Origin of the sequence: Pseudomonas ficuserectae, assembly GCF_024584585.1 — a bacterium.
Classification (GTDB): domain Bacteria; phylum Pseudomonadota; class Gammaproteobacteria; order Pseudomonadales; family Pseudomonadaceae; genus Aquipseudomonas; species Aquipseudomonas amygdali.
Window position 1 is genome coordinate 2,770,374 of the sequence record NZ_CP085684.1, and the last position, 12,485, is coordinate 2,782,858.

The following is a 12,485-nucleotide window of genomic DNA, read 5'->3' on the forward strand; positions in this document are numbered from 1 at the left end:
GATTCGGTCATTGAAACCGAGTCCATTTCCATGGACGGAAATGGACTCGAGGAAGGTTTATCCAGCGCACATGTAGCGTTCTATCTGCTCAGGCGAGCAACTCTGTCCCCAGTTGAAACGCCACCCACAAGGCCAGTCCGGTCGCAAAGGTCAGCGCAATGTTCTCGAACCAGTTATTGCGGTATTCCTTGCTCAGCAGCGACTTCTGATTGGACATGATCAGCAGCCCCAGCGAGATGACCGGTAGCCCCACGATGTTCAGTGCGTTGACGCCCAGCGTCAGGGTCACGAAGTCCGGCATGCCGGGCAGCGACCAGATCAGCGGGGTGACCAGAATGAACAGCATGAACCATTTGTGCATCGGGTCGTTGTGGAACACTTTGCCGTAGCGTTCGCGACGCTTCGGGCGAATGTGCTGGAAGGCATCGGTGATCAGCATCGGGAAGGCGGTGGTTTTGCCGGAAATACTGGCAAACAGCGTGGCGAACACACCGATGAAGAAGATGTACCAGCCCAGCGGGCCGAAGAATATCTCCAGCGCCTTGCCCAGATCAGCCAGCGTATTCACCTGAATACCGTTGGGCCGGAGAATTTCGACGCCTACAACCCAGATGGCCAGGTTGATGATAATGCCGACGATCACGGCGAACAGCAGATCGTTGCGCTGAATGCGTTTGTGCTCGGGGCCGGTCCAGCCTTTTTCACGCATCACGTAAGGGTGGACGAAGTTGGCGATGGAGCCGGCTACGGCACCGATCACCGAGACCGCCACCAGCAGCGCCCCGTGCACACCTTCATCAGGCGGAATGCTGAAACCGATAGTGCCCTTGATGATGCCGCTGACATCCGGACCGGACATGATCGCCAGGGTAAGAAACGCCAGGGTCATGATTGCCAGCAATACCTTCATGACGCCTTCGATCATCGTGTAGATATTGCGTCCCACCAGCAGCCATACGGCGATTACCACCGCAACCGAGCAGAGCAACGGCTGATTGATGTGCAGCAGCATGGCAAGCGCTTCACCGGCACCCTTGATCATGTAGGCGTTGATCAGATGGCCCATCAACAACGCGTAGCCCAGCATGAACCAGGCAAACAGCGGATGCAGTTGCGCATAGCCCTGCAGAATGGTCATGCTCTGGTTATTGCAGAGCTGGAAGCGGGCAATGATGTTGACGATCAGGAACCTGAGCAACAGCGAAATCGCCAGCACCCACATCATGGCGTAGCCATAACTGGCACCTGCCACCGACGATGTGATCAGATCACCCGCGCCCAGCCAGGACAGTACCGCGATGATACCGGGGCCGAGCAGTTTGGCGAGTTTTTTGAGACGAGGTTCGCTGGCGGGTGTAGCTGTTTCTTTGAGAGACGGGGTATGAGGCATGCGTTGAATCTCCGTTTTTATTGTAATGAGATGTCATTCACTGCCAGATAAGATAAGACGTCGTACAACGTTGGTGGTGGTTGAAAATGTAACCAGGTGTGAACCGGGCAGCGCGTGTTAGATAATGTCCGACTTGTCACCACTGTGTTCTCAGGAGAGTCCATGAAGTTTCCGATACTCGCTGTTGCTCAGTTCTGCTCTGCAAGGGGCGACATCGAACAGAACCTCGCCGGACACCTCGCGTTCATGCAGCGCGCCGCTGATCTTGGGGCCAGTTACCTGCTGTTTCCCGAGCTCTCATTGACAGGCTACGAACCCGATCTGGCCCGAGCGCTGGCGTTGCATGCGGACGACGCCCGTCTTGAGCCGATTAAGGCGTTGGCCATGAAGCTGCGCCTGGTTACCACCATTGGCGTACCGCTCAAAGGAGCAAATGACAGCATCCTGATTGGTGCGCTGACCTTCACCGCTGACGGCGACGTTACTATCTATGCCAAGCAATACCTGCATCCCGGTGAGGACAAGGTGTTCAGTGCTGGAGACAAAGACTGCTATCTGCCCATTGATCAGCAACAGATCGGCCTATGCGTGTGTGCCGACTTCACGCAGCCTGCGCATGTGCAGCGTATGGCAGCAGGTGGCGCCTGGGTGTATGCCGCGAGCGTGCTGATTTCGCCGGGTGGCTATGCGCAGGATGCAGAGATGCTCGCGGGGCATGCCCGACGTCATAACCTACCGATGCTGGTGGCCAATCACGGAGCACCGACTGGCGGCTGGGAGTCAGCAGGCCGCAGCGGCCTATGGGACGGGGCAGGGCGCTGGATAGGCGGTATGCAAGGCGCAGGAAGCGGGCTGGTCATCGTGACCTGCCAGCGCGAAGGCTGGCAGGTTCGGGTGGCGTAAACAGATTTACGTGCTCACCGCGTGGTCAGGTTTGAGTTCAGGTTCATTATTCGAACGTGAAAGTGTCTCCGGTACGGCCACCAGCAACAGACAAAACGCCGCCGCCGCCACACCCGCGAGGGTCAGGAACGCAGCGCTGTAGCCCGCTGCATGTACCACGAAACCGGCCAGGCCGTTGCTCAGCGCCGCGCCCAGTCCAAACAGAGTGGACAGCGCCCCGAGGCTTACATTGAAGCGTCCGCTGCCTTGAGTGAGGTCCTTGACCATCAATGGAAACAGCGCGCCGAACAGGCCGGCACCAATGCCGTCGAGCATCTGCACCGCCACCAGCCAGTAGGGGTCGTCTGACAGGGTATAAAGCACACCACGAATCGGCAGAATCAGAAAGCCTGCCAGCAGCAGCGGCTTGCGTCCCCAGTCATCCGCTTTCATACCCACCAGCAGCGCAGCTGGCACCATGACCAGTTGGGCTGCGACGATGCACGCCGAGGTCAGCGGCGTTGCCATCTGCATATTGATTTGCGAAAGCTTCTGACTGACCAGTGGCAACATGGCCGCGTTGGCCAGATGGAACAGTGCGCAACAGATGCCGAACAGCAGCAGCGGCTTGTTGCTCAGCAACGTAGCAAGTCCGGAAGGCTGAGCTCCTTGAGAGTCGTGGTTCGCATCAAAACCCCGGGCGACGTCGTGATCGATGGCATCGGCAGAAACGAAGCTGATCGCGATAACACTCGCCAGGGCCATCGCTGCCATCAGATAGAACACCGCAATAGGCCCGAAGAGGTAGGCAAAGCCGCCCGCTAACAGGGCTGCGCAGGCATTACCGGCATGGTTGAATGTTTCATTGCGCCCGGTACGACGGGTAAAGGCTTTCGGCCCGGTTATGCCCAGAGAGATGGCCGCGATGGCCGGTGCGAACACCGAGGACGCGATGCTGCTCAGCGCCTGGGTCAGGGCGACGACGGAGAAGGACGAAGTGAAAGGCAGAATCAGGCAGCTCAGGGTCACCAGCAGCGCCGCCACACCAATCATGGCGCGCTTGTAAGGCGTCCGGTCGATAAGCGCGCCAGCAGGGGTTTGGGTCAGCAGCCCGGCGATACCTGCGATGGTCATCACCACGCCTATGCTGGCCGGGTCCCATTTATGCACGGCCAATAGATAGATCGCCAGGTAAGGCCCGAGGCCGTCACGCACATCGGCGAGGAAGAAATTCAGGCTATCCAGTGAAAGGGTGTTGCGGCGATCTGCATGACTGGCCAAGAGCGGAATTCCCGTAATTCGTCAGACTCCAGGTAGCCGAGTCACGGGTAATACTGACCGGGGCCGTTTTAAAGAAGTTTCCGCACCGAAGATGAAATTTTCGGTTTCACACGTTCTTTTTCTGCAGGCTTTTCATTCGCTGTGTGGCACGTTGCACGGCGGCCATCTTTTCCGGACGTTTCATGCGTTTCCACTTGCGGATATCGTCCTTGGTACGCCCGCAGCTCACGCACAGATCGCCGCTGAGCTGGCACACGGAAATGCACGGGTTTTCGATGTCCTTGGCCATATCAACTACGCCTGGCGTATTTGCGCTTGATACGCTGCTGCCAGTCACCACCGTTCTCGCGCAGGCACTGCTCTTCGCAGTCGACATGCACATGAGCCGGTACATTTGTCAGGCTAACCTGTGCATCGTCAAGTGCCTCTACCGTGAGACCGATCATCCGCTCCATCAGCCCGCGCGCCAGCGCAGCGTTCTTGTCGGCCAGCGTGTCGAACACCCATACCACCTGCAAGCTGGCAGGGAAGGCTGCGTAATCGACTTCGTGAGTCAGCCAGCAGAAACCGGGCATTTCGGTTTTGGCTGTTTCGCAGGCGTGTGTCAGTGCGCTCACCAGACGCCGATCTGTCTGGGCCTGTTCGCGTTTGCTGGATGGCATTGGAGGCCTTGGGTGTGGATGGAAGAGTTGTGCAAGATACCTGATTGTTGGTTTGGGCATGAAGTCTGGGGTGCGATGAGTCTTGAGGTAATGCCTGATTCCATAAGGCTATTGTTCGGGCCGTTCCGGGATATCTTGTAGGATTACGTGCGGCCGCAAGCCGGGCGCATTCCCAAAAATAAGATAATGGATGCTCATCATGGAATTTTCTCCGTCAGGCAGTAAAGCCGATCAGAGCCGTAGAGGCTTCCTGAAACAATCACTGGCTGTTTCGGCCACGGTCGCCGCCATTGGCGCATTGCCGCGTCTTTCCAGTGCTCAGCCGTTGACCCAGCGCTACCCCGACCCATTGGTCAGTGTTCTGGATGACAGCTTTACCCAAATACGAATATTCAATGCCAGCGTCGAGAAGCTGGCCAGCGGCATGCGCTGGGCCGAAGGGCCGGTGTGGATTGGAGACGGTCGCTACTTGTTGGTCAGCGATATCGCCAACAATCGGATCATGCGCTGGGACGAGGTAACGGGTCAGCTGTCGGTGTACCGCGAGCATTCGAACTTTTCCAATGGCATGTGCCGCGATCGCCAGGGCAGGCTGCTGGTCTGTGAGGGGTCGAGCACCACCACCGAAGGACGGCGGGTGACGCATACCGAGTACAACGGGCGTATTACCGTGCTGGCCGATAGTTTCGAGGGCAAGCCTTTCAATTCGCCCAACGACATCGCCTGCAAACGCGATGGGTCTATCTGGTTCACCGATCCTACCTTCCAGGCCGAAAGCAACTATGAAGGTCAAAAGGTCAAGCAGGAGCAACCCTTCGGCGTTTATCGCATAGACCCGTCGAACGGCAAGGTCTTCAGGGTTATCGATGATCTGGCAGGTCCAAATGGTTTGTGCTTCTCGCCGGACGAGAAAACCTTGTATGTGGTCGAAGGGCGCGCCAAACCCCACGGCCTCATCTGGGCGATAGCGGTCAACGAAGACGGCACGCTGGGCGAGCGGCGTAAACACATCGAAGGTCTGGACTACGCGGCCATCGACGGCATCAAGTGCGACGAAAGCGGCAACTTGTGGTGCGGCTGGGGAGGTAACGGTGATCCCAAAGCCGATATGGAGAAACTCGACGGCGTGCGAGTGTTCAACCCCCAAGGCAAGGCCATCGGCCACATCAGCCTGCCCGAACGCTGCGCCAATGTCTGCTTTGGCGGGCGAGAGGGCAATCGGCTGTTCATGGCCAGCAGCCATTCGCTTTATTCGGTGTTCGTGAATACACGAGGTGCCACGTTTGCCTGAAGGGTCATGAGCCCATTGACGGCGTGCAACGTGCGCACGCCGTCAATCGGGTCGAACCCCTGTGAACATGCCGGGTCTGTTCCTGTAATTACTCTCAGGGATAGTTATTTATGTCGGCGCAACGCGGCCTTGTTCTACTTGCACGAGGCGGTTATGCCGCCCGTGGTGTTGTTTATCTGATTATTGGTTTGTTCGCGGTACTGGCGGCGCAGGGATCTTCACAGCCTGCCGACAGCCACAGCAGTCTTGAAGCCTTGTTGAGCCAGCCGTTCGGCAGCGTGCTGGTCGGGGTGGTAATTGTCGGTCTACTGGCGTTCGCCGCATGGCGTGTGCTGCAGGCCACGCGTGATGTGGACCATCATGGCCGCGAACTCAAGGGGCTGGTGATTCGTGGCGGTCTTCTGGTGGGCGGCTTTACTTATGGGGCACTGGCGTTTTTCGCGCTGGGCCTGCTGGTCAGCGGGCTCAAGAGCTCCGGTGGCTCATCGGGTGGTGGCCAGGCCAAGGACCTGCTGGCAACCCTTCTGTCCTGGGATCACTCCAACCTGCTGGTCTATGTCGTGGCACTGGTGCCACTGGCGCTGGGCATTGTGCATATCATCAAGGGCTACAAGGCGTCTTTCGAGAAGTATTTCGAGGCTGATGAAGACGTCATGAAATATGTGCGTCCGGTGTCGCGCTTCGGGCTGATCGCCCGCGGCGTGGCGTTTATCGAAATTGCAGTGTTGCTGGCCGTAAGCGGTTCCAGCTATCAGGCCATGCACCCGCCGGGCATGAAGGATGCGCTCAACGGTTTGCAGAATTTGCCGGCCGGTGGTCTGGTGCTGCTAATCGTGGCGCTGGGTCTGATCGCGTTTTCGGTGTACAGCTTCGCCCAGGCCGCATGGCGCAGGATCAACATGGATGTGCCCGATGCACCGGAGGTGGTAGCGCGTCATTTCCGCTGATCTCCATTCGGGTAGTTAGAGGGCTGCGTGACTCTTCAGGTCAGGCGGCCCTTTTTTCGATAAAGATAATGTGAACCATGCCTCAAGTCGCCTTCCGCCCGGCCGACATTCTCTCTTGAGCTCCGATCATTTTCCGGACTGACGTTCTCTACGCAGGCCCGGATCAGATTCGGCGCAATAAAATAAAAGAGGATAGCCATGACCATTCTTCAGCGAGTGATCGGTGGGTTTGCCGTGCTGGTTGTGCTGCTGCTCGCCATGGCAGGTATCAGCTACCAAAGCACCCATTCCATAAGCGACCGGATCAGCATCATTACCGGGCAGTCGGCACCCTTGAGCAGGGCGGCGAGCGAGCTTTACGTACATGTGCTGCGCGCCAATCAGGCACTGCTCGGGATTCTGGTCAGCAATGACTCCAAGCAGATTGACGATGGCAAGCAGCCCTTCAACGACAGCATGGCCCGGTTCAATCAGTTGCTGGACAGCACGCCTGCCTACATCGGCGACCGCGCTGAACTGCGCGACAACCTGAATCAGCAGCGTCAGTTGAGCGCTGCTTATGCCGAACAGGCGCAGACCCTGATTGCCGGCCATCGACAGCACGTTTTGCAGTCACTCCAGAGCCGGGTATTGCAGGGCTACAGCAGCAGCCAGGGCGCCCAACTGACCGGTTATCTTCGTGATTACATTGCCCGCGAGCGTAGTGCAGGGGCTGCGGATAACGTGGCCGCAGGTGAAAAGCTGTTGCTGGAAGTCGGCAAATCCTACGAGGGACTGGCTGCCCACGCGGCGACGCCGGATATCCAGACCTTGCAGCGTGTGCTCAACCTGCAGGATGAGGTAATCAGTACTCGGGCGCGCGAACTCACGGCAGTAGATCCACGCGGCGGTCGTATCGCTGGTGTGATGGTCAACCGCCTGCTCAACGACCTCACCGGCAGTGACGGCGTTTATCAGGCCTACAGGCAGGAGGCGGCGCTCGCCGAGCAGGTTGGTAAACAGCGCCAGGCGGCGGAAACCCGGCTTCAGGCAACACTGGACAAGATCGGCGAGTTCGGTAATCAGTCACTGGCGGTGGCCAACGAGGCCAAGGCGGGTGCGGATTCGACCATCGCCACCAGCCTCAGCCTGCTGCTGATCGCTTGCCTGCTGGCGGTAGTTGCAGCGGCAGTCATCGGTACCTGGATCGCGTTCAGCCTTCGGCGTCCATTGGCGGCGTTTCGCGAGGTGCTCAAGACCCTCACCAGCGGCGACATGCGGGTACGTTTCGATGTCAGCCGTCGCGACGAGTTCGGCGAGCTGGGCGGTTACCTCAATGAATTCACCCAGTCGTTGCAACAGACATTTCGTCAGTTGATCGGCTCTGCCGACACCCTGGCATTGACTGCCAGTCAGAACGCGCAGATCAGTGAGCAGACCACCCGTGTGGTCGACGAGCAGAAAGACCGTCTCAATTCTGCCGCGTCGGCCATGAATGAAATGGAAAGTACGGTGGAAGAGGTGGCCCGTCGTGCTCAGGACACGCGTGGCGCGGTGGACAGCACCAGCGAACTGACCAACAAGGTGCAGAAGCGCGTGGCTGAAACCATCGTCAACATTCGTCAGCAGGCTGAACAGGTCAACAAGGCGTCTGCGGTCACCGACGAGTTGCAGAAGTACGGGCAAAACATTGACGGTATTGTCGATGCCATTCGTACCATTGCCGAGCAGACCAACCTGCTGGCGCTCAACGCGGCCATCGAAGCGGCACGCGCTGGCGAGCAGGGCAGGGGCTTTGCGGTGGTGGCCGATGAAGTACGCTCGCTGGCCAGTCGCACCCAGACCTCGACCAGCGAGATTCAGGAAATGATCGGCCAGATGCAGAGCAAGATCCACTCGGCTGTGCAGGTGATGAACGAAAGCCAGATCCAGTCCAATCACTGCGTGACGCTGGCTTCCGGTGCCGACCAGTTGCTGGTGGAAATGGGCGAGGCGGTGGACACGATTCGCGACATGAATATCCAGATCGCAGCTGCCACCGAGCAGCAAAGCGCAACGGTGCAGGAAACCAGTCGCATGGTCACGCACATCAACGATTCTGCCCAGCAGGCCGCCGACGGTGCCGAACAGTCTGCGAGCAGCAGTCAGGACCTGTCGAAAATGGCAAGGGATCAGCGCGAGCTGCTCCATCATTTCAGCGTTTGATGCCCGGGAGTCAGAACATGAAACAGTGGTTATCGATTTCCCTGAGTGCAAGCCTGCTGGTCGCGGGCCTGGCACAGGCGGCCACGCCATTGATCGGCGTGGGTATGGCCAAGTACAACGACAATTTTCAGACCATTCTGCGCCACGGCGTGGAAAAGCAGGTGGCGCTGCTGGATGCCGACATCTTCATGGAGAACGGCCAGGACGACGTGGAGTTGCAGATGCGTCAATTCCGTAACCTGGTCAATTCGAAACTCGACGCCATCGTTGTTGCTATGGTGAACGGCAAAAGTGCAGCGGAAATGATGCGTCTGGCCAATGAGGCCAAGGTTCCGCTGGTATTCGTCAACCGCAATCCGGAACCTGCCAAGTGGCCTGCGCTGACGGCATTTGTCGGCTCTGACGAACTGGAGTCCGGCACTTTGCAAATGGAAGAGCTGGCCCGTCGTGCCGGTTACAAGGGTAACGTGGTGATTCTGGTGGGTGATCCGAGTAACAAGTCGTCGGTCATGCGCACCGAGGACGTGGAAAAGGTGGTCGCCAAGTACCCGAACATGAAGGTCGTGCAGAAGAAAATCGGCAACTGGGAGCGCAGCCAGGCCGCGACAATCGTGATTGACTGGGTCAAGCAGGGTGTGGACTTCTCTATCGTCGCGGCTAACAACGACGAAATGGCGATCGGTGCGATCATGGGGCTGGAGAAGGCCGGAAAGAATGCCAGGGATTATCTGGTGGGCGGCATCGACGGCACCCCGGACGGCTTGAAGCTGATGGCCGAGGGCAAGATGGCCGTCAGCGTGTTTCAGGATGCGGTCGGCCAGGCCAACGGCGCAGTAGATGCCGCGCTGAGCATGGCGCGTGGCGAAACACTGGCATCTCCGGTCATTTGGGTACCCTTCAAACTCATCACCCCGGAGAATCGCCAGCAGTTCGAATAGGGCCGCGGTGTGGACTGACTGTCTTTCCAGTGAACCGCACGCGGAGCGCTCAGCGTTGTTTCAATTAGCCCGGAAGCTCGACGCTTTCCGGGCACAAGCCCACTCTACGGCATCTCAGGGCTTGTCTATAACGCGCTATAACCGGATATCCTGCGGCCCGCGAATCTGTGCTTCGATGCGTGTGCCGGTCAGGCGCTCTTCGTTGGAGAAACCGTCGTAGCTGGCCAGGTCGCCGAAGCTGATGCCAGTGAGTTTTTCGATCTGCAGGACGCTGCGCTGCCAGGTTCTGAGTGGACCGAATACGATCTCCAGCTTACCCAGCTCGCTGCTCTGGTCGATCATGTAGGCACTGGCCGAAGGTTTGCCGTCGTCGCCAAGAAACGCCACGACCTTCCAGAATGCCGAAGGGATCTTGACGTTGCGGTAGCTGCGGTCGTCTTCGCGCAGCACCGGCCCGCTGAAAACGGTTACCCGGGATTTCCAGCGTCGCGTGTTCTCAAGGATGTAGTCCTCAAGTTCCAGCCATGTCTTCTGATTGAAGGCGGCCATCTGCGGTGAGCAGTTGGTGAAGTGAAAGGTATCGCTGTTGGCCGTTTCGGCTTCCTTGCCCCAATTAGGGTCCTGACGCCTGACCAGATGACCGCGATCCAGCAGATTGTCGGCTTACAGGCTTTCGCCGATCTGCGCCTCGGCAGGCAGCCTGCCATCAAAAGACCACGAATCCTTGCCACGCTTGACCTCGACGCTGCTGGCAGCGTCGATATTGACACCGACATACAGAGCAAGACGCCGACTGCGCGACATGGTGATTGAAAAGTGGGTGTAATCGAGGCGATTTCCAGTGTTGTCCAGCGGATAGACATCCGGTGCCAGCTCCGCGTCGGTCGAGGGCCATGGCACGACGAAGTCACCGAGAAAATTCTCGACATACCCCTTACGTTTCTGCAATTCGCTCGCCGGTGTGGTGCGTGGCGATGCAAGAGGTTGCGGTGCAAGCAATCCGGCCGAAGGGAGCAGTGGCTTGAGGTCGGCGAGGCGTGGTCGGTAGGTGAGATCGATAGCGGGCTTTTTGTCAGACACTTGGTTGGCTCCTGCGGTGGGCGTGAGTTCATTACAGTTCACCATAGCCGCGTTACAGGTCGACGTCAGGCCGGGTAATCGATCGCTCGCGGGCACTCATACGGTAAAAAACTGTAAACGGGTTCAAGTTACGGGTAACAGGCGTCGATAAGCTCTGAATAAGAGCACTCCGCAGTTCATGTTATTTCACTGATCGCAGGGGACATCAGGATGTCGATAAAGCTACGTCTATTGTTTTTGATTGGCACCAGCGTGCTGACGGTTCTGATCATCAGCCTGGTCAACTATGTGGGCAATACGCGCACGGAGGCGGCGATGATCGATAGCGAGGTCAGCATGACCGCGCTCAGCAATCATCTGGAAGCCGACATGATGCACGATGCGCTGCGTGCCGATGTGCTGTCGGCGATGCTGGTCGGCCTGGGCAAAAGCAACAGCACGCGTGAAGAGGTGCAGAAATCCCTTGATGAGCATGCTGCACATTTTCGCGCTGTGCTGAACGATAACCTCAAACTTCCCATCACCGAAGCGATCAAGGCGGAGCTGAACAGGATCAAGCCCAGCCTCGATACCTATATTGCCAGTGGCGAGCGTATTGTCGGTCTGGCTCTGGTTAATCCGGAACGAGCGCAACAGGAACTGGGCACGTTTACCAGCGCCTTCACGCAACTGGAAGAGCAGATGTCCAGTCTCAGCGACCTGATCGAGGAGAACTTCAAGGCAAGCGGCGAAGGTGCCCGTCAGGCAATCCGCAGCGCCAACATCGCTCTGGTTGTGGTGCTGGTGGCCAGTATCCTGCTGCTTCTGGTTCAGGGCCGCTGGGTAACCCGCAGCATCATGATTCCTCTTGCCTCTGCCAGCCGCATTGCCGACAGCATTGCTCACGGCAATCTCAGTGAACCAATCGCCGAGCCCCGTGGCGGTGATGAGGCCAGCATGCTGATTCGCAGTCTGGCGGTCATGCAGCGCGACCTGCGCGGGATGATCGAAGTGGTGCGCAGCAACGCGCATGGCGTCAGCGGTATGAGCCGCCAGCTCAGCAGTGGCTGCCATGAAGTGGCCGACAGCAGTCGGCAGCAGAGCTCGGCAGCGGGCACCATGTCGGCAGCGACCAGCGAGATGACGGCGAGCATCGAAGAAATCACCCGGCATGCCGGGCACGCACTGGAGATGGCAAATCAGGCTGAAACACTGGCGAAAAATGGTGGCCGGGTGATTCATCAGGTGGTCAGTGACATGGACAGTATTGCCCGCTCGGCGCAGCTGTCGGCGCAGGTTATCCGTACGCTGGACAAGGACTCGGAAGGAATTTTCAATATTATTCAGGTGATCAAGGGCATTGCCGATCAGACCAACCTGCTGGCGCTTAACGCAGCCATTGAAGCTGCACGCGCTGGCGAGCAGGGTCGAGGTTTTGCCGTAGTTGCCGACGAAGTTCGCAATCTGGCGGGGCGCACCAGCACCTCGACCCAGGAAATCACCGCGATGGTCGCTCGTATTCAGCAAAGTACCCGCGAGGCGGTGACCAGCATGGAAGCAGGCGTTGCCCAGGTCGACAAGGGCATGGCCGTCACTGCCGAGGTGCAACGCTCGATCAGCGAGATACTGGAGGCCACGTTGAGCACCACACAGCTGGTCAACGACATCACTCGCACCATTGGTGAACAGAGCCTGGCCAGTAACGAAATCGCTCACCAGGTGGAGATGATTGCCAGTATGTCCGAGGGCAATAGCCGGGTCATCGGGCAGACCGCCAGCACTACCGATGAACTTTCGGCAATGGCCGGACAGCTTTCGCAATCGGTGGATCGTTTCCATCTTTGATATCAA

10 protein-coding genes and 2 pseudogenes are annotated in these 12,485 nt (G+C 58.3%); 7 read left to right on the forward strand and 5 right to left on the reverse strand.

Annotated features, from left to right (window positions below):
* Window positions 1-88: 88 nt before the first annotated feature.
* On the reverse strand, window positions 89-1,390 hold the full coding sequence (locus LJU29_RS12155) for an Nramp family divalent metal transporter (protein ID WP_257112450.1): 1,302 nt from the start codon (window positions 1,388-1,390) through the stop codon (window positions 89-91).
* A 162-nt stretch (window positions 1,391-1,552) separates the two neighbouring features.
* On the opposite strand from LJU29_RS12155, the gene LJU29_RS12160 reads away from it, so the two are divergent.
* On the forward strand, window positions 1,553-2,293 hold the full coding sequence (locus LJU29_RS12160; RefSeq protein ID WP_057452713.1) for a carbon-nitrogen hydrolase family protein: 741 nt from the start codon (window positions 1,553-1,555) through the stop codon (window positions 2,291-2,293).
* A gap of 6 nt (window positions 2,294-2,299) precedes the next feature.
* Here the strand turns inward: LJU29_RS12160 and LJU29_RS12165 are convergent, their stop codons facing one another.
* From LJU29_RS12165 to LJU29_RS12175, 3 genes are all read right to left on the reverse strand, one after another.
* A complete protein-coding gene (locus tag LJU29_RS12165; RefSeq protein ID WP_054078519.1) occupies window positions 2,300-3,553 on the reverse strand; it encodes an MFS transporter in 1,254 nt (417 codons plus the stop codon).
* 106 nt (window positions 3,554-3,659) lie between these two features.
* Window positions 3,660-3,842 (reverse strand): DUF1289 domain-containing protein, encoded by a 183-nt coding sequence (locus tag LJU29_RS12170; RefSeq protein ID WP_004665593.1) that lies wholly within the window; start codon window positions 3,840-3,842, stop codon window positions 3,660-3,662.
* Between the two features lies 1 nt (window position 3,843).
* On the reverse strand, window positions 3,844-4,215 hold the full coding sequence (locus LJU29_RS12175) for a hypothetical protein (RefSeq protein ID WP_005753736.1): 372 nt from the start codon (window positions 4,213-4,215) through the stop codon (window positions 3,844-3,846).
* Window positions 4,216-4,414: 199 nt separating this feature from the next.
* On the opposite strand from LJU29_RS12175, the gene LJU29_RS12180 reads away from it, so the two are divergent.
* The 5 genes and pseudogenes from LJU29_RS12180 to LJU29_RS12195 all read left to right on the forward strand — a co-directional run bounded on the left by LJU29_RS12180 (window position 4,415) and on the right by LJU29_RS12195 (window position 9,575).
* On the forward strand, window positions 4,415-5,506 hold the full coding sequence (locus LJU29_RS12180; protein WP_257112455.1) for an SMP-30/gluconolactonase/LRE family protein: 1,092 nt from the start codon (window positions 4,415-4,417) through the stop codon (window positions 5,504-5,506).
* A gap of 110 nt (window positions 5,507-5,616) precedes the next feature.
* Window positions 5,617-6,453 (forward strand): DUF1206 domain-containing protein, encoded by an 837-nt coding sequence (locus LJU29_RS12185; RefSeq protein WP_257112456.1) that lies wholly within the window; start codon window positions 5,617-5,619, stop codon window positions 6,451-6,453.
* Between the two features lie 906 nt (window positions 6,454-7,359).
* Window positions 7,360-7,782 (forward strand): annotated as a pseudogene (locus tag LJU29_RS29605) (HAMP domain-containing protein); the annotation flags it as partial.
* 96 nt (window positions 7,783-7,878) lie between these two features.
* Window positions 7,879-8,637 carry a methyl-accepting chemotaxis protein gene (locus LJU29_RS29610; protein ID WP_371321913.1) on the forward strand — a complete coding sequence of 253 codons (759 nt, stop codon included), beginning with the start codon at window positions 7,879-7,881 and terminating at the stop codon, window positions 8,635-8,637.
* 17 nt (window positions 8,638-8,654) lie between these two features.
* Window positions 8,655-9,575, forward strand: coding sequence for a substrate-binding domain-containing protein (locus LJU29_RS12195; protein WP_257112458.1), 921 nt, complete (start codon window positions 8,655-8,657; stop codon window positions 9,573-9,575).
* Window positions 9,576-9,710: 135 nt separating this feature from the next.
* On the opposite strand, the pseudogene LJU29_RS12200 reads toward LJU29_RS12195, so the two are convergent.
* Window positions 9,711-10,655: pseudogene (locus tag LJU29_RS12200) on the reverse strand (DNA/RNA non-specific endonuclease).
* A gap of 210 nt (window positions 10,656-10,865) precedes the next feature.
* Between LJU29_RS12200 and LJU29_RS12205 the strand changes: the two are divergent.
* Complete coding sequence (locus tag LJU29_RS12205; protein WP_257112459.1) at window positions 10,866-12,479, forward strand: methyl-accepting chemotaxis protein; 1,614 nt, start codon at window positions 10,866-10,868, stop codon at window positions 12,477-12,479.
* Window positions 12,480-12,485: the final 6 nt, after the last annotated feature.